At 69.7% G+C, this 17,815-nt stretch carries 9 protein-coding genes; 5 read left to right on the top strand and 4 right to left on the bottom strand.

Annotation, left to right across the window (positions count from 1 at the left end; genetic code table 11):
* The first annotated feature begins 338 nt into the window (after positions 1 to 338).
* Positions 339 to 2,480: a SpoIIE family protein phosphatase gene (locus tag ACIO6U_RS25890; protein WP_391050727.1), complete on the top strand. Its 2,142-nt coding sequence runs from the start codon at positions 339 to 341 to the stop codon at positions 2,478 to 2,480.
* A 42-nt stretch (positions 2,481 to 2,522) separates the two neighbouring features.
* On the opposite strand, the gene ACIO6U_RS25885 is transcribed toward ACIO6U_RS25890, so the two are convergent.
* The 3 genes from ACIO6U_RS25885 to ACIO6U_RS25875 form a co-directional block, all read right to left on the bottom strand.
* Positions 2,523 to 4,019 carry a hydrolase gene (locus tag ACIO6U_RS25885; protein WP_401722676.1) on the bottom strand — a complete coding sequence of 499 codons (1,497 nt, stop codon included), beginning with the start codon at positions 4,017 to 4,019 and terminating at the stop codon, positions 2,523 to 2,525.
* Between the two features lie 351 nt (positions 4,020 to 4,370).
* Positions 4,371 to 6,491, bottom strand: coding sequence for a discoidin domain-containing protein (locus ACIO6U_RS25880; RefSeq protein WP_391050749.1), 2,121 nt, complete (start codon positions 6,489 to 6,491; stop codon positions 4,371 to 4,373).
* 332 nt (positions 6,492 to 6,823) lie between these two features.
* On the bottom strand, positions 6,824 to 8,989 hold the full coding sequence (locus ACIO6U_RS25875; protein ID WP_401722673.1) for an NPCBM/NEW2 domain-containing protein: 2,166 nt from the start codon (positions 8,987 to 8,989) through the stop codon (positions 6,824 to 6,826).
* A 231-nt stretch (positions 8,990 to 9,220) separates the two neighbouring features.
* Here ACIO6U_RS25875 and ACIO6U_RS25870 point away from each other — a divergent pair, with 231 nt between their 5' ends.
* The gene (locus tag ACIO6U_RS25870) at positions 9,221 to 10,435 is read left to right on the top strand and encodes an aromatic acid exporter family protein (RefSeq protein WP_355347699.1); all 1,215 of its coding nucleotides are present in this window, start codon (positions 9,221 to 9,223) and stop codon (positions 10,433 to 10,435) included.
* Positions 10,436 to 10,502: 67 nt separating this feature from the next.
* Here the strand turns inward: ACIO6U_RS25870 and ACIO6U_RS25865 are convergent, their stop codons facing one another.
* Positions 10,503 to 11,681: a PP2C family protein-serine/threonine phosphatase gene (locus tag ACIO6U_RS25865; protein WP_355347696.1), complete on the bottom strand. Its 1,179-nt coding sequence runs from the start codon at positions 11,679 to 11,681 to the stop codon at positions 10,503 to 10,505.
* Between the two features lie 202 nt (positions 11,682 to 11,883).
* Between ACIO6U_RS25865 and ACIO6U_RS25860 the strand changes: the two genes are divergently transcribed.
* The 3 genes from ACIO6U_RS25860 to ACIO6U_RS25850 all read left to right on the top strand — a co-directional run bounded on the left by ACIO6U_RS25860 (position 11,884) and on the right by ACIO6U_RS25850 (position 17,654).
* Positions 11,884 to 12,390, top strand: a complete 507-nt coding sequence (locus tag ACIO6U_RS25860; protein ID WP_355347693.1) for a MarR family transcriptional regulator — start codon at positions 11,884 to 11,886, stop codon at positions 12,388 to 12,390.
* A gap of 235 nt (positions 12,391 to 12,625) precedes the next feature.
* Positions 12,626 to 12,997, top strand: a complete 372-nt coding sequence (locus ACIO6U_RS25855) for an STAS domain-containing protein (protein ID WP_355347690.1) — start codon at positions 12,626 to 12,628, stop codon at positions 12,995 to 12,997.
* Positions 12,998 to 13,370: 373 nt separating this feature from the next.
* Positions 13,371 to 17,654 (top strand): discoidin domain-containing protein, encoded by a 4,284-nt coding sequence (locus ACIO6U_RS25850; protein ID WP_401722668.1) that lies wholly within the window; start codon positions 13,371 to 13,373, stop codon positions 17,652 to 17,654.
* Positions 17,655 to 17,815 lie beyond the last annotated feature (161 nt).

Genomic DNA, 17,815 nt, shown 5'->3' with positions numbered 1-17,815 from the left:
CGTCCTGCACGAGCGGCCTGCACGAGCGGCCTGCACGAGCGGCCTGCACGAGCGGCCTGCACGAGCGGCCTGCACGAGCGGCCTGCACGAGCGGCCTGTACGAGCGGCCTGTACGAGCGGCCTGTACGAGCGGCCTGTACGAGCGGCCTGTACGAGCGGCCTGTACGAGCGGCCTGCACGAGCCGCCCAGAAGGCGGAAGCGCGGCCCCGTGGCGGAATGTGGGACGCTGGATAATGTCCCTCATGGCGATAAATCATGCCAAAGCTATCCTGGTGGTCCGTGTGGCCCGCCTCGCGGATGTGGTCAGATGACCGCCGCCCGACCCCGGAGCAGGTGCATGACGGCACGCAAGCGGCCACCAGGTGGCGGCTACGACCCCCGCGTGGGGCCTTTCCCGACGGGTCTGCCGACGGCCCCGGAGATCGGCCCCGGGGAGCGGCTTGCCATGAACGGCATGGGCACCTTCGACTGGGACCTCGACCTCGGCACCTTCGACCTCGACCAGGCGGGACTCGACGTCTTCGACCTGCGCCCGGAGGAATTCGACGGCCGGATCGACTCGCTGGTGCTGCGGGTGACCCCGGAGGAGAGCGCCCGCCTCGACATCGCGCTGCGCAGGGCCCTGCAAGCGGGCCGCCGCAGCTACGGCGGATACTTCCAGGTCACCCGCAGGGACGGCGCCAAGCAGTGGACGCACACCCAGGGCGCCATCCTGCGCGACGACCTCGGCAACGCGTACCGCGTCCTGGGCATCGTCAGGGACGCGACCGCCGAGCTGACCCAGACCCCCGCGCCCAGCACCCCGCCGCCGCGGCACGAGCGCCGCAGCCTGCCCTCGATCGTGCGCCGTACGATCGAGGCGCTGTCCACGGCCGTCACGGTCGACGACGTCATCGCGGTACTCACCGGCGCGGGCGGCCTGGAGCGCTTCGGCGCCGATGGACTGACGCTCGGCCTGATAGAGACCGGCAATCTCAAGGTGGTCGCCTTCAGCGGCCGGGAGATGTCCTTCTACGAGGGGCTGCGGCTGCGGCGGCTCGACGACTCGCTGCCGCTCACCCAGGCCGTCATCACGCAGCAGCCGCGGTTCGCCACGGACTTCCCGGCGCTGGCCGAGAAGTTTCCGCTGCTGCGCGCCCAGATGAAGCCCGGCGCGGGCGTCGACTCCGACAGCAACTTCGCGGCGGCCTTCCTGCCGCTGGTCGCCCAGGCCCGCTCCATCGGCGGCCTCGCGCTCTTCTACCACGACCGCACCGAATTCCGGCCCGAGGACCGCGAGCTGTACATGACGCTCGCGGGCATCCTGGCCCAGTCCCTCCAGCGCGCGATCCTCTTCGACCAGGAGCGGGAGTTCGCCACCGGCCTCCAGGCCGCGATGCTGCCCCGGCACATCCCGCGCGTCGACGGCGCCGAGATCGCCGTCCGCTACCACGCGGCGCGCAGCGGGCGGGAGGTCGGCGGCGACTGGTACGACGTGGTCGCGCTGCCGCAGAACCGGGTCGGCCTGGTCGTCGGCGACGTGCAGGGCCACGACACGCACGCCGCCGCCGTGATGGGCCAGCTCAGGATCGCCCTGCGCGCGTACGCGGCCGAGGGCCACCCGCCGTCCACCGTGCTCGCCCGCGCCTCCCGCTTCCTGGCGGAACTGGACACCGAGCGCTTCGCCACCTGCGCCTACGCGCAGATCGACCTCGCCACCGGCTCCGTCTCCGCCGCCCGCGCGGGCCACCTCGGGCCGCTGATCCGGCACACCGACGGGCGTACGGGCTGGCCGAACGTGCGCGGCGGCCTGCCGCTGGGCCTGGCCACCACCCTGGAACTGCACGAGTTCCCCGAGACCCGGATCGACCTGGTGCCCGGCGAGACGCTGGTGTTCTGCACCGACGGCCTGGTCGAGGAGCGCGGTCTGGACATCACCATCGGTATGGAGGCGCTGGCCGAGGCGGTGCACTTCGGCCCGCAGCCCGCCGAGGCGCTCGCCGACCACCTCGCGGAGAACCTCTGGGAGCGCTGGGGCTCGGGCGACGACGTCGCGCTGCTGATCCTGCGCCGCGCCCCCGACACCGGCACCCCGCGCGCCCCGCGGATGCACAGCTACGTCCACCAGGCCGACCCCGAGGGCCTGGCCGACGCCCGGTCCGCCCTGCGGCAGGCGCTCACCGACTGGGGCCTGGCCGACCTCGCCGACGACGTGGAGCTCGCCGCGGGCGAGCTGCTGGTCAATGTGCTGCTGCACACCGAGGGCGGCGCCGTCCTCACCCTTGAGGTGCTGCCGGAACCGGTACGCCGGGTGCGGCTGTCGGTCCAGGACCGGTCGAGCGTCTGGCCGCGCCGCAGATCGCCCGGCGAGGCGGCCACCTCGGGCCGCGGCCTGCTGATGATCGACGCGCTCGCCGCCTGCTGGGGCGTGGAGCCGCGCGGCGACGGCAAGGCCGTCTGGTGCGAATTCGACCCGGACGAGACCGGTACGGACGGCTGAGCCCCCACTCCCGGGACCCGGCCGTCCGTACCGCGGCCGCGCTCAGCTCACGTTCAGCGCCGTGTCGTCGATGACGAACGAGGTCTGGAGCTTGGAGCCCTCGGTCCCGGTGAACTTGACGGTGACCGTCTGCCCCGCGTACGCGCCCAGGTTGAAGGTGCGCTGCTGGAAGCCGGAGGCCGCGTTGACGTTGGAGTACGTGGCCAGGGTGCTCAGTACGGTGCCGGAGGAGTTCAGGACCTGCGCCTTGAGCGTGTCGTAGGCGGTGGTGCCGGTCTCCGCGGTGTCGATGTGCAGCCAGAAGCTCAGACTCGCGGCGCAGCCCGCCGGGATGGTCACCGACTGCGCGACGGTGTCCGTGGTGGCGGTCCCGTAACCGTCGAGCCACGCCTTGTACGAGCCGCTGTGCGCCGCCTGCGACGCGTTGTTGTTGATGACGCCGCTGGTCGCCGTCCACGACGAAGTGCCGGACTCGAAGCCGGGGTTTGCCAGGAGCTGGCGCGCGGTGCAGGTGCCGCCGGTCGGCGGGGTGGTCGGGGGAGTGGTGGGCGGCGTTGTGCCGCCCGATCCCGAACCCGCCAGCCAGGCCGTTGCGTTGAGCGCGAGCGCGGCGTCGGTGCCCGCCGGGTCGTCCCAGCCGTTGTAGAGGGTGTTGCCCGACTGGCCGGTGCCGTCGTCGGCGGGTGAGCTGTCACCCCAGATCGCCACCCGGCCGCTGCCGAAGGTGCTGGTGACGAAGAACGCGCCGGTGTTGCCGGACGAACCCGTCTTGTACAGCAGCCCCTTGACGTTCGGATTGTCGGCGGGCTTGAGGGTGAAGGTGGTGCCGTCGCGCAGGATGCTGCCCGTCACATTGCCGAACGGGCCGTGCAGCACCGGGTTGGACGCGTCACTGATGGCCCGCGGATTGTCGGTGCTGATGTCCAGCAGGTCGACGGAGAAGCCGAACGGGTCGGTGTTGTCGACCCCGTTGCTGGTCAGCAGGTCGTTGATGACGCAGGGGGAGTCGCAGCCGTCGTTGTTGCGGTCGCTGTTGTTGTGGTCGGAGATCAGGAAGAGCCCGCCGCCGTTCTGCACGAATTTCATCACGGCGGTCTTCTCGGCCGCGCTCAGCTTCACGTTCGGCTCGGGCAGCACGAAGGTGTCGAAGTTGCTGAGGTCCTGGGCGTTGGAGCTGTTGCCGTAGGTGATCGTGCGGCCGGACGGCAGGGTGCTGAGGGTGTACCCGCCCGCCTTCTGGAGCGCGACGCCCCAGGCGGAGAAGGCGCCGGTCCAGTCCGTCTCCTTGGTGGGGTTGGCGTTCTGGCCGAGCGGGTCGGGCTGGCTCGTGCTGATGATCCAGTCGGCGTTCCCGGCCGTCTCGGCTTTGGTGTTGTCGAAGAGCACGCGGTGCGTCGTCGCCGCGGCCGGCGCGACCGGGGCGCCGGGGGCGGCCTGAGCGGAGCCGCCGCTGAGACCGGCCGCGCCGAGCGCGATCGCGCCCAGTGCGGCTGCCGCGCCGATCAGCACACGGCTGCGGGGCACACGGGTTCCAAGCATCCGTCAACCTCCAGGTGGGGGGCGGTCAGTGAGGGTGCGGGAGATGATTCTGCGCGCGTAGAACCTGTGACTGATGTGCCGTGCGTTACGAGCGGGTGAATGCTGCCGGTCGGCTCTCGCCGCGCGTGTCCGGTGGGTGGGGGCCGGAAACTCCGCGCGTCACTCTAGGCTCATGACGCGACCCTGACAACATTGCCGCCCGGTGCGCCGGAGCGCGGATCGCGGTCCTCGAACCCCCCGACCCCCCGGTCCGGCAACCCCCTGCCCCGGACATACGTCCGCCTCCCCGTGTGAACCGTCATCACATACGGGGAGGCGGACGCGCCTACCGCGGCGGGCGCGGCGTCGCGGTTACTGCGACACGCGCACGTAGTCGATCAGCATGCGCTGCGGGAAGACCGTGGTGGCGTCGGGAGCTCCGGGCCAGTCACCGCCCACCGCGTTGTTGAGGATGATGTAGAACGGGTGGTCGTACACCCACGGACCCCTGGTCGCCTCCACTGTCGCCTTGTCGGCGGTGAAGAAGGCGTGGCCGTCCACCGAGAACGTCATGTGGTGGGAGTCCCAGTCCACGGCGTAGGTGTGGAAGTCCGAGGCGAAGTCGCTGCCCGCGAGGGTGTACGGGGACCCGTAACCGTTTCCGCCGTTGTAGGCGGGGGCGTGCAGCGTGGAGTAGACGGAGTCGGCGACCTTGCCGACGTGCTCCATGATGTCGATCTCACCGGAGTTGGGCCACGGCGTGCCCGTCTTGAAGTTGGACCCCAGCATCCAGAACGCGGGCCACAGACCCTGCGTGCCGCTCACCTTGATCCGCGCCTCGACGTGGCCGTAGGTGAAGTTGAAGTGGTCCGAGGTGTTGATCCGGCCCGAGGTGTACTGGTGGCCCTGGACGTTCTCCTTCCTGGCCTCGATGACGAGGTTGCCGTTGCCGTCCATCGAGGTGTTGTCGCCGTTGGTGTAGTACTCCAGCTCGCCGTTCTGCCCGCCGCCGATGTCCTGGGTCCACTTGCCGGTGTCCGGCTTGGTGCCCGCGGCGCCGTTGAACTCGTCGCTCCACACCAGGTGCGTGGGGTTGCCCGGGTCGGGCGGCAGGGCGGGCGGCGCGGTGGGGTTGCCGCCGGTGCCGTAGACGTCGAAGGTCCACAGCGAGTACCCGTAGCCGTTGCTGCGCGCGGTGCCGTACATCCGCACGTAGCGGCCGGTGCCGTCCACGTTCAGGGTCTCCTTGAAGCCCTTGCCGGTGGTGGTGGAGTAGATGCTCGTCCAGTTGGTGTTGTCCGGCGAGACCTGGATCTGGTATGCGGTCGCGTAGGCCGGGTCCCACTGGAGGACGACCTGCGTGATGTGCGCGGTCGCGCCCAGGTCGACGCTGATCCAGCCGGGGTCGACCCAGCCGTTGGTGTCGCTGGTCGCCCACCGGGTGGCCGGGTCCTCGTCGAACGCCTTGGCCGGCGTGCAGCCGACGCAGCTATTGGCGTTCTGGTAGGTCGAGGCGGAGGCCGGCTTGTTGTACGACAGCAGGACCGCGCCGCCCGGCGGCGTGGTGGGCGGGGTGGTCGGGGGTGTGGTGGGGGGTGTGGTCGGCGGGGTCGTACTGCCGCCGCCACCGGTGAAGATCTGGAACTCCCAGAGCGAGACGCCGTATTGGGTGGCGCGCGCGGTGGTGTAGACCCGGACGTAACGGCCGGTGCCGGTCAGGGTGATCAGCTCGGTCGCGCCGGGGCTCGTGGTGGTGGAGTAGGCGTTCGTCCAGGTCGTGCCGTTGGCCGAGACCTGGATCTGGTACGCCTTCGCGTACGCCGTCTCCCAGCTCAACTGGACACCGCAGACGTTCTGCGAACTGCCCAGGTCGACCTGGAGCCACTGCGGGTCGGCCGCCGCGCTGGACCAGCGGGTGCCCATGTTGCCGTCGACCGCGGCGGAGGCGGGAGTGCCCGCGTTCTCCGTGGACGAGGCCGTCGCGGGCTTGTTCAGCGCGGAGTTGGCCGTACCGCAGGCCGCGTTGCCCGTGCCGGTGGAGCCGTAGACCTTGAACTCCCAGAGCGAGACGCCGTATTGGGTGGCGCGCGCCGTGGTGTTGATCCGGACGTAGCGTCCGGAGCCGGTGACGTCGAGGGTTTCGGTGCCACCGGCGCCGGTCGTGGTGCTGTAGACGTTCGTCCAGGTCGTGCCGTTGGCCGAGACCTGGATCTGGTACGCCTTCGCGTACGCCGTCTCCCAGTTGAGCACCACCTGGGAGAGGGTGGACGTGGCGCCGAGGTCGACCTGGAGCCACTGCGGGTCGGCCGCCGCGCTGGACCAGCGGGTGCCGAGGTCGCCGTCGACCGCGGCCGACGCGGGCGTGCCCGCGTTCTCCGTGGAGGAGGCGGTGGCCGGTTTCGCCTGCGAGAGCAGGGTGCCCGCGGCCTTGGCCGGAGTCTGTGAGACCGCCAGCGCGAGCGTCGCGACGAGGGCCGCGACGAAGGCGAAGATCAGCGATCTGGGGAATCGTGTCGTGGGGGACGGAAGGGTCTGTGGGGGGTTGCCGATCACGGCGTCTCCTGATTGGTCGCCGAGCGAGAGAGCGCTCTCTGAATGCTGCGATGATTACGGCGCTGTTGCTGACACGTCAAGAAAGTGAACGAGATTCGCCCCGCGAATTCACTCGGGTCCGCCTTGATGTCGACACCCGAAGGGTCAACGAACCACTCGTCCCGATAAGGGAGTTAAGCGGCTTGTCGCTGTGTGCAAGAGCTTGAGACGGTGAACATGGCGATGGCGGCGGAGAAAAATCTCCGCCGCCATGATTGGTCCAGTCCTGCGCGTCAGCCGCAGGTCAGTACCGGCCCCGCCCAGTCGGCGTGGTCGGAGTCGTTGCCGTTGCCGCCGTCGGTGACCACCAACCGCAGCTCCGTACCGCCGCTCAGAGCGGCCGTCAGATGGCGGGCCGTGTCACTGCCGGTCACCACCCCGCTGTCGGCGACCAGCGTCGAGTCGCGGTAGATCTGGAAGTCCACCGAGCCCTTGCTGCCGACCTCGTCGTCCACCCCCACGTCGGCGGTGACCGAGGAGCACCCGCCGCCCAGGTAGTAGACGACCGTGCTGGCCGCGTGCACGCCCAGCCCCTTGCTGTACGTGGTGCCGCCGACGGTGATCGTCCTGCCGTCGCCCGCGGCCTGTTCGCCGTTGCTGCGGTCGCGCTCGACCGGGCCCCAACCGCTCACCGCCGACGACCAGTTGAGGTCGCTGAGGGCGTGCGTGCCGGCCGAAGGGCCTTTGCCGCAGGCCATCTTGGCGTCGGCCCAGTCGGCGTGGTCGTAGTTCATGCCGTCGCCCGCGTCGGTGGCCACCAGCCGCAGCGTCGTCCCTCCGGTCAGGTCGGCGGTCAGGTGCGCCGCCGCATCGTTGCCCGTACGGGTCCCGCTGTCGGCGACCAGGGTGGAGTCGCGGTAGATCTGGAAGTCCACCGAGCCGTTGCTCCCCACCTCGTCGTCCACCCCGACGTCCACGGTCAGCTTTCCGCACAGACCGCCGACGTAGTAGGAGATGTCACTGGGCGCGTGCACCCCGAGTCCCTTCGCGTACGTGGTCCCGCCGATGGTGAGCGTCCTGCCGTCGCCCGCGGCCTGTTCGCCGTTGCTGTGGTCGCGCTCGACCGGGCCCCAGGCGTTCACCGCCGAGGTCCACGACAGGTCGCTCAGCTCGTTGAGCCCGGTCGGCGGCGGCACCGGGCTGCCCGGGGTGACCCGGAACATCACCGTGCCGTGCGCGGGCACCGACGCGCTGATCGTGCCGCCGGTGCTCGATGTCGCCTTGGACCACAGGTCCTTGAGCGCGTACGAGGACGCGCCGCCGACGCCGACGGCCTGCGCGGTGGTGCTGACGGTCTGGGCGGAGGCGTTCTCATTGGTGAGCGTCACCGCGCGGTCGCCGTTGGCCAGCGGCTTCGACATCACCACGAGGCCGCCGGAGGAGGAGACCACCGAGCCCTGCTTGCCCAACGGGTCCTGGTCCACCGCGATCACGTCGGCGTTCTTGAGGATCGTCAGCGTGGCGGCGGACGCGGTCCTGATGTCGCTGCCGATCAGCAGCGGCGAGGCCATCTCCGACCAGAGGCTGAAGTGGGTGCGGTACTCGGTGTCGGTCATGCCGCCGTTGCCGACCTCCAGCATGTCCGGGTCGTTCCACGCGCCGGGCTTGGCGTACGGCGCGAGCTGCTGGTTCTGGTGCGCGATGTTGATCATGCTGGACCACGAGTCGCTGATGTCCCCGGTCGTACGCCAGGAGTTGCCGACCGCGGGCGCCCAGTTCCACGGCTGGTTGGAGCCCCATTCGCAGATGCTGTAGAGGATCGGCCGGCCGGTGGCCTTCAGCGCGTCGCCCATCGCCTTGTAGCGCTGCTGCGCGTCGACGTTGTTGTTGTTGCAGTTGTCGTACTTGAGGTAGTCCACGCCCCAGGACGCCCACAGGTTGGCGTCCTGCTGCTCGTGGCCGAGGCCGCCGGGGAAGCCCGCGCTGTTGCAGGTCTTGGTGCCCGCGGAGGAGTAGAGGCCGAATTTCAGCCCCTTGGAGTGGACGTAGTCGGCGACGTTCTTGATGCCGTCGGGGAAGCGCACGGGGTCGGCGACGAGGTTGCCCGAGGCGTCGCGGCTGGGCAGCGCCCAGCAGTCGTCCAGGTTGACGTAGGTGTATCCGGCGGCCTTGAGGCCCTGGGAGACGAAGAGGTCGGCGATGCCCTTGACCATCGCCTCGTTGAACTGGGACCCGCAGCCGGTGGAATTCCAGTTGTTGAAACCCATCTGCGGGGTCAGGGCCAGGCCGTTGTCGAGGGCCGCGGCCGGTGGCGCGGCGGCGATCTGAGCGGTCACGGCGGCGGTCGCGGCCAGTGCGGTGAGTCCGGCTCCCGCCCCGGCGACGAGGGTGAGCGACGCGGCCGAGGCCGCGAGACGCTGCCGGAGGTGGTGTGTTTTGGTGTGTCGTTCGTGCGGCATGTGCGGCTCCGAGTCATTTCAATGGCGCACAATCCAACGGGGTCGAACGAAAGCAACCACATTTCAGCGGTGCAGCGTGAGCATGTCAATAAGCGCGGTGCGGTGAACCCCGAAGTGCCGTGCGCCAATCCCGAATGACCGTACGAGGCGCGCCACCGGCCGTTCCGGAGGAGATCGACTTTAGGGTGGGCCCGGACCACTGAGATCGCCGAGAGCGGGAACGTGCACGGGATGCCCGACGTACCAGAACCCATGGTCAAGCTGGTCCGGTGGACCACGGAACCGGCCGCGGCCCAGACCCTCAGGTCCACCGCCGCGGCCGTCATCGCCTATGTCGCCGCCGTCCAGCTCACCCCGCAGCCCGCCCCGCTGACCGCGCCCCTGACGGCTCTGCTGGTCGTCCAGGTCACCCTCTACTCCACGCTGACCACCGGCATCCGGCGGGTGAACTCGGTGGTGGTCGGCGTCCTGATCGCCATCGGCTTCAGCGCGCTGGTCGGGCTGAGCTGGTGGAGCCTGGGTCTGACGATCTTCAGCGCGCTGCTGATCGGCCGCGTCGTACGGGTCGGCGAGTTCGTGCCCGAGGTCGCGATCAGCGCGATGCTCGTCCTCGGCGTGACCCGGGTCGCGGACACCGCGTGGGACCGGGTGCTGGAGACGCTGATCGGCGCGGGCGTCGGCCTGCTGTTCAACCTGCTGTTCGCGCCGCCGGTCTGGGTGCAGTCCGCGGGCGGCTCCATCGAGTCGCTGTCCCGCCGGATGGGCGCCCTCTTCCGCGACATGGGCGGCGAGCTGGCCGGACACCTCCCCGTCGAGCGCGCCGCCGCCCGGCTGCACGAGGCGCGCCGCGTCGACCACGACATCGTCGAGGTCGACGCCTCGCTGCGGCAGGCGGAGGACAGCCTGCGGTGGAATCCGCGGGTCCGCGAGGGCGTGCTCTCCCGGATCGTGCTGCGGACGGGGCTCGACACCCTGGAGATCTGCGCGGTGGTGCTGCGCGTGCTGTCCAGGACGCTCACCGACCTCGCCAAGCACCGCACCGAGGAGTCGCTGTTCCCCGACGACGTCGCCGTCGAACTGGAGGAGCTGTTCGACCACGTGGCGCACGCGATCGAGAGCTTCGCCGTACTGATCACCACCCAGGTCGCGGCCAACGCGCAGTCGGCGGAGGAGCAGCTGGCCCAGGCCCTCACCGACAGCACGGCCAGCCGTGACAGGACCGCCCAGCTGCTGCTCGCCAAGGTGCGCGAGCACCCCCGGCAGTGGCAGCTGCACGGCGCGCTGCTGGCCGAGGTCGACCGCATCCTGGACGAGCTGGCCGTCGAGAAGCGGTCCGAGCGCCTGGTGGAGGAGCTGGACCGCTACTCGCGCGAGCAGAGCGACCGGCACCCCTGGCTGCACATGATCAAGAAGCGGCTGGGCGCCGCCCGTGCGGTCCTGCGCTGACGGCCGGCGCGCGAGCTCGCGTCAACGTACGGCTGACGGGCGCGGCGACCGTATACGACCGTACGGCTCAGGCCCCGGTCTCCTCCTGCGGGCCGAACCAGTCGAGGCAGACCACCAGCGCGTCGTCGTCCGCTTCGTGCCCCCGGTAGTCGGGCAGCTCGCGCAGCACCGCGCCCGGCACGTCGGCGGCGGGCAGCAGACTGGTCGCCGACAGGCCGCGGATCAGCGCCCGGTCGCCGTACGCGTCGCCCTCGGGGGAGTACGTGGCGTAGACGCCGTCGCTGGCGAACAGCAGCCGGTCGCCGGGCAGCACCTGGAACTCCTCGGCCACGTACAGGGTCTCCTCGAACATCCCGAGCGGCAGCTGCTCGTCGAATGCCACCCGCTCGACGGTCTTGCCGCGCTGCCGCCACAGCCGGGGCGACCCGGCGTCCACCACCTGCACCACACCGCTGGGCACGTCGAAGGAGAGCAGCAGCGTGGCGACGTGGGCGGCGCCGCGGTAGCGCGACCACAGCGCCTGGTCGGCGAGCGCGGCCTGGTCGGCGATGCCGATGCCCGCCCGGCGCGCGTTGCGCAGCGCGTTGACGGCCAGGCTGGTCAGCAGGGACGCGTCGATGCCCGCGCCCATGCCGTTGGTGATGGCCAGGGTCAGGGTGTCCGGGCTGGCCGACCAGTCGAAGTTGTCGCCGTGGATGGCGTAGGCGGGCTCCAGCTGGGCGCCGAGCGCGTACTCGGGCCGGGCGAAGGCGCGGCCCGGCAGCAGCTCCCACTGCATCTCGGCCGCCAGGGTGAGCCGCGTGGCCCTGCGCGCGATCAGATAGTGGTCGGTGTCCCGCTCGGCGACCACCAGTTCGCGTCCGAGCAGCTCGGCCACCTCGGCCAGCTCGCCGACGCCCTGCACGGCGTGCCGGTCGGCGGGCAGCACGACCGTGAGGATGCCCAGCCGGTCGCCGCGCACGGTGACCGGCAGATGCACGGTGACCTCGCCGTCCCGCCCCGCGCGCTGCTCCACCGGCTGCTGGCTGCCGAACGCCCTGCCCTGCGGGGTGTTGTGCACCGGCAGCGAGAGCCTGGCGGGCGCCGAGACGTCGACCGACTGGAGCACCGTGGTGCTGTAGTCGGCCAGCAGCAGGTCGGCCGAGACCGTGCCGTAGTGCTCGGCCAGCGCGGTGCGCGCGGTGTCCAGCAGAGCGTAGGGAGCCGCGGAGCGCAGAGCGCGTTCTACGGCCAGGAAGTTCGTCACGGGCGGGACAGCCTTTGCGATCGGTGGGAGAGACGGCGTGTGGGGGGCTGAAGCGGTGCTGACGGACGGTGGCGGTGAAGGGGGGTCGGGGACGGCGGCCGAGGTGAGGGCGGGGTGACGAGGTGGGCGCGGCGGGTGGCAGCGGGCCCGTACGGGGAGGCGCGGGCTGACAAACGGCCGTCGTCAGTGGCACAGTGGCCAGGTGCCCCACATCGTTCCGCCTCACCGCCATGAGCAGGTCGCTCATGAAGCCAGTGCTGTGTCGGAACTGCTGGAGGTCCTGTGGGGGAGAGGCCAGGAGGCCGCACCGTCCGGCCCCCTGTCACCGTCGCAGGTGCGGGCGCTGTTCGCGATCGAACAGTACGAGGGCGCCAATCTGCGGACACTGGGCGACGCGCTGGGATCGCGGCCGTCCTCGGTGAGCAGGCTCTGCGACCGGCTGGAGGCGGTCGGTCTGGTGGACCGGCAGACGAGCCCGACCAGCCGCCGCGAGGTGGAACTGCGGCTGACCCGGCGCGGGCACGCGGCACTCGCCGAATTCCGCGACTTCAGGGCCCGCGAGGTGAAGGCCGTGCTGGGCCGGATGGCGCCGGACGAGCTGGCGGCGCTCGCCGAGGGACTGACGGCCTTCCGCCGTGCCGCCGCCGGTGCGGCCGTACCCGGTGCGACCACCGCCGACCCCGCACGCCGTGCGGCGGACTCCGCCTAGCATCACGCACCGCTCCCCGCCCCGGGCGCTGTCGCCCGCGCACTCGCATCCCGACCCGCACCCATGCCGTGACACGAACACGTGTGCGTCGGCACAGACTCTTGTCCGATGGATATTGTTGTCAAGTGGCAACGATCTTACTAGGGTGGCTCGCGTGACTGCGCATGTCGGGCAGCACGGGGGCGACGGAACGCCTCGTACGGCCGCCGGTGCGGCAGAGAGTGAAGGAAGCGCTGTGAGCGGTGGCGGAGAGGGTGCCGGGAGACCGGTCGAGGTGGCCGTCCGCCGGGCCGGGACCGCGCTGGTCCTCGCCTTGCGCGGCGAGCTCGACCTGGAAACCCTGGAGCCGCTGCGGGCTGCGCTGGCCGCGGCCAGGCGCGACGACGCGCCCCGCGTGGTGCTCGATCTGTCGCAGGTCACTTTCTGTGACTCCTCCACGGTGAACGAGTTGCTGCGGGCCGATGTCGATCTTGGCCCCGGTCGCCTGTGGCTCGCCGCTCCCTCTCCCTTCGTCGCCCGGCTCTTCGGCCTGGTCGGACTGCCGATGGTGCTGGCCGTCCGTGACTCCGTCGAAGAGGCGCTGGCCGGCTCCGACGACCGCGCGTAACGCTCGGCGCCGCACTGCGCGCCTTCCCCTGAAGCACGGGGGCGAACCCGCTGTGACGTGAGACCGCTCTCACGCGTACCCACTGTCACCCGACCCGCCCACGCGCGGGCGCTCAGGCATGTCCGGAAACCGGCAGGTCCGCCAACTGGCTTTGCCATGGCATGAATCGTTGCCTTCCGAGGCGTAGACGCCGCCGTAGCGCGTCTGTAACACTCTGCCAACACAAACGCAAATTTTTCGCAGAACAACGATGGATCTGCATGGGAAGAGCGCAACTTCATATGCTCAACCCGCACGTTTCGGATAGTCCGTCTCCTGAACCTCCCACCGCTCCGGTCGCGACGAAGCGCCGGACACGACATAGAGGGACGCTATGAGAACGAAGCGCTCCATCCCACGGCTGATGGCGGGGGTGACCGCGACGAGCCTGCTGCTCCTGGGCGGGTCCGCTCTTCCCGCCATGGCATCGGGAGAGCCAAGTCCGGCGACCGACAGCGCGGTCTCGGTCAGTAGCACCAGCGGCAAGAACAGCGCCGCCCACCTCAACGACGGCGACCAGAACACCTATTGGCAGAGTTCGGGCAAGTCCCTGCCGCAGTGGGCGCAGATCGACCTGGGCCGCACCACCCGCATCGACCAGGTGCGGCTGAAGGTCCCCTCGGGGTGGAAGTCCAGGTCGGAGACGCTCTCGATCCAGGCGAGCGAGGACGGCGAGACCTTCAACACCCTGGTCGGCTCGGCGAAGTACACCTTCAGCCCGTCGACCGGCAACACCGTCAAGATCTCCTTCCCGGCCTCCATGGCGCACTACGTGCGCGCCGAGGTGACCGGGAACTCCGCCGGGTCCTCCGCCCAGCTCTCCGAGATCACCGCGCAGGCCGCCGCGGCCTCGACGGTCAACCTCGCCAAGGGCAAGCCGACCGCGGAGTCCAGCCACGCGGACGTCTACGGCTCGGGCAACGCCGTTGACGGCGACGCGAATTCGTACTGGGAGAGCTCCAACAACGCCTTCCCGCAGTGGCTCCGGGTCGACCTCGGTTCCGCGGTGGCGGTCAACCAGGTCGTGCTGAAGCTGCCGCCGGCCACGAGCTGGTCGACGCGCACGCAGACCCTGGCCGTCCAGGGCAGCACCAACGGCACCACGTTCACCGACATCGTCGCCTCGGCGGGTTACTCCTTCAACCCGTCGTCGGCCAACACGGTGACCATCAACTTCAACTCGACGACGACCCGGTACGTCCGGCTGAACATCACCGGCAACACCGGCTGGCCCGCGGGCCAGATATCCGAGTTCGAGGTGTACGGGCCGACGACCGGTGACACCACCGCGCCGACCGCGCCCGCCAACCTGGCGTACACCCAGCCCGCGTCCGGCCAGGTCAAGCTGACCTGGAGCGCCTCCACCGACGACACGGGCGTCACCGGCTACGACGTGTACGCCAACGGCGCGCTGCGTACCTCGGTGGCCGGGAACGTGCTGACGTACACCGACAGCCAGCCCGACACCGCGACCGTGGCGTACTACGTGGTCGCCAAGGACGCGGCGGGCAACCAGTCCGCGCACAGCAACACCGTGACGCGCACCGGCACCTCGGGTGACACGCAGGCGCCGACCGCACCGGGCAGCCTGGCGTACACCCAGCCCGCCTCCGGCCAGATCAAGCTGACCTGGACGGCGTCGAACGACAACGTCGGTGTCACCGGCTACGAGGTCTTCCGCAACGGCAGCCAGATCGCCACCACCGCGGCCAACGTGCTGACCTACACCGACAGCCAGCCCGACACCGCGACCGTCTCGTACTTCGTACGGGCCAAGGACGCGGCCGGGAACGAGTCGGCGAACAGCAACACGGTGACCCGCAACGGCACCAGCGTCGGCGGTACGAACCTGGCGGTCGGCAAGCCGATCGTCGCGTCCGCCACCGTGCAGAACTTCGTCGCCGCCAACGCCAACGACGACAGCCTGTCGACGTACTGGGAAGGCAGCGGCACCAGCACCCTGACCGTCTCGCTGGGCTCCAACGTGGACACCAGCTCCGTGGTGGTCAAGCTCAACCCCGACGCCTCGTGGGGCAACCGGACCCAGACCATCGCGGTCTCCGGCCGGGAGCAGAGCGCGAGCACGTTCACCCAGCTCTCGCCCGCGACCGCGTACAACTTCAGCCCGTCCACCGGCAACTCGGTGACGATCCCGGTCTCCGGCCGGGTCGCTGACGTGCGCCTCACCTTCAGCTCCAACACCGGTGCGGGCGGCGGCCAGGCGGCCGAGTTCCAGGTCATCGGCGTACCGGGGCCCAACCCCGATCTGACCGTCAGCTCCCTGACGGCCTCGCCCGCCTCGCCGATCGAGACCGACCCGATCACGCTCAGCGCGACGGTGAAGAACATCGGCACCGACGCGGCGGCCTCCACCGACGTCAACTTCTACCTCGGCACCACCAAGGTCGGCACCGGCACCGTCGGCGCGCTGGCCGCGGGCGCGAGCAGCGTCGTGACCGCCAACATCGGCGCGAAGGACGCGGGCAGCTACCAGCTCACCGCCAAGGTCGACGAGTCCAACAAGGTCGTCGAGCAGAACGAGACCAACAACAGCTACACCAACCCCACCGCCCTGGTGGTCAAGCCGGTCGACACCTCCGACCTGGTGGCCTCGCCGGTCGCCTGGTCGCCGGGCAACCCGTCGGCGGGCAACAACGTCAACTTCTCGGTGGCCATCAAGAACCAGGGCACCGTGGCCTCGGCGAGCGGCGCGCACAACGTCACGCTCACCCTGGCCGACGCCACCACCGGCAGTGTCATCAAGACGCTGACCGGCTCCTACAGCGGCGCCATCGCGGCCGGAGCGACCACCAGCCCGATCAACCTGGGTAGCTGGACCGCGGTCAACGGCAAGTACACCGTGAAGACGGTGATCGCCGTCGACGCCAACGAGGTGGCGACCAAGCAGGCCAACAACACCAGCACCCTGTCCTTCTTCGTCGGTCGCGGCGCCAACATGCCGTACGACTCGTACGAGGCCGAGGACGGCGTGCTCGGCGGCGGCGCCCAGGTCGTCGGTCCCAACCGGACCGTCGGCGACATCGCGGGCGAGGCGTCCGGCCGCAAGGCGGTGACGCTCAACTCCACCGGGCAGTCGGTGTCCTTCACCACCCGCGCCAGCACCAACACGCTGGTGGTCCGCTACTCCATCCCGGACGCCGCGGGCGGCGACGGCATCAACTCCAACCTGAACGTCTACGTCAACGGCACGTTCCTCAAGGCCATCGACCTGACGTCCAAGTACGCCTGGCTGTACGGCAACGAGACCGGCCCCGGCAACAGCCCGGGTGCGGGCGGCCCCCGTCACATCTACGACGAGGCCAACCTGCTGCTCGGGACGACCGTCCCGGCGGGCAGCACGATCAAGCTCCAGAAGGACGCCGCGAACACCAGCACGTACGCGATCGACTTCATCAACACCGAGCAGGCCACGGTGATCCCGAACCCGGACCCGACGAAGTACGTCGTGCCGGCCGGCTTCACCCAGCAGGACGTGCAGAACGCCCTGGACGCGGCGCGACAGGACACCACCAAGCTCGGCGTCTACCTGCCGACCGGTGACTACTCGACCGCCCAGAAGTTCCAGGTCTACGGCCGGTCGATCAAGGTGATCGGCGCCGGTCCGTGGTTCACCCGCTTCCGCACTCCGGCCGACCAGTCGAACACCGACGCCGGATTCCGCGCGGACGCCACCGCCAACGGGACGACGTTCTCCGGATTCGCGTTCTTCGGCAACTACACCTCGCGCATCGACGGTCCCGGAAAGGTCTTCGACCTCTCCAACGTGGCCAACATGACCATCGACAACATCTGGGTCGAGCACACGGTCTGCATGTACTGGGGTGCCAACACCGACAACATGGTGATCAGCAACTCCCGTATCCGTGACACGTTCGCCGACGGCGTCAACATGACGAACGGCTCCACGGACAACCACGTCTTCAACAACGAGTCGCGGGCGACCGGTGACGACAGCTTCGCGCTGTTCTCCGCCATCGACGCCGGCGGCGCGGACGAGAAGAACAACGTGTTCGAGAACCTGACGTCGCTGCTGACCTGGCGCGCGGCGGGCGTCGCGGTGTACGGCGGGTACAACAACACCTTCCGGAACATCTACATCGCGGACACCCTGGTCTACTCCGGAATCACCGTCAGTTCGCTGGACTTCGGTTACGCGATGAACGGCTTCGGAACCGTGCCGACCAACATCCAGAACGTGTCGCTCGCCAGAACGGGCGGTCACTTCTGGAACGGCCAGACCTTCCCCGCCATCTGGCTGTTCTCGGCCTCGAAGGTGTTCCAGGGAATCCGCATCAGCGATGTGGACATCACCGATCCGACGTACAGCGGCATCATGTTCCAGACCAACTACGTGGGCGGTCAGCCGCAGTTCCCGATCACGGACACCATCTTGACCAACATCTCGATCACCGGTGCCCACAAGAGCGGTGACGCGTACGACGCGAAGTCGGGATTCGGTCTGTGGGCCAATGAGCTGCCGGAGGCCGGTCAGGGACCGGCCGTTGGTTCCGTCACCTTCAACGGTCTGCACCTGAGCGACAACTTCCAGGACATCAAGAACACCACCTCGACCTTCACCATCAAGGTCAACAACTAAGGGCAGCCGCTGAGGAGCGGCCGTCAGCTGGGAGGTGTCCGCGTTCGGCTCTCGAACGCGGGCACCTCCCGCATGCGTTCACGGGCGGGGTTGGAGAGCAAAAGGCGTGCGGTTGTCTTCAGTTGGTGAACGTGAGGGCTTGACGTGGCATTGGTCTAGTC

This window comes from Streptomyces sp. NPDC087422 (assembly GCF_044744145.1).
In the GTDB taxonomy this organism is placed as follows: domain Bacteria; phylum Actinomycetota; class Actinomycetes; order Streptomycetales; family Streptomycetaceae; genus Actinacidiphila.
The sequence above is the reverse complement of the archived record's forward strand: the minus strand, read 5'-3'. Positions and strand labels throughout refer to the sequence as shown.

Bases quoted from the DNA above. Each gene is read 5' to 3' on its own strand.
- ACIO6U_RS25850 (WP_401722668.1), top strand. From the start codon at position 13,371: ATGAGAACGAAGCGCTCCATCCCACGGCTGATGGCGGGGGTGACCGCG.
- ACIO6U_RS25870 (WP_355347699.1), top strand. From the start codon at position 9,221: ATGCCCGACGTACCAGAACCCATGGTCAAGCTGGTCCGGTGGACCACG.
- ACIO6U_RS25885 (WP_401722676.1), bottom strand. From the start codon at position 4,019: ATGCTTGGAACCCGTGTGCCCCGCAGCCGTGTGCTGATCGGCGCGGCA.
- ACIO6U_RS25875 (WP_401722673.1), bottom strand. From the start codon at position 8,989: ATGCCGCACGAACGACACACCAAAACACACCACCTCCGGCAGCGTCTC.
- ACIO6U_RS25890 (WP_391050727.1), top strand. From the start codon at position 339: ATGACGGCACGCAAGCGGCCACCAGGTGGCGGCTACGACCCCCGCGTG.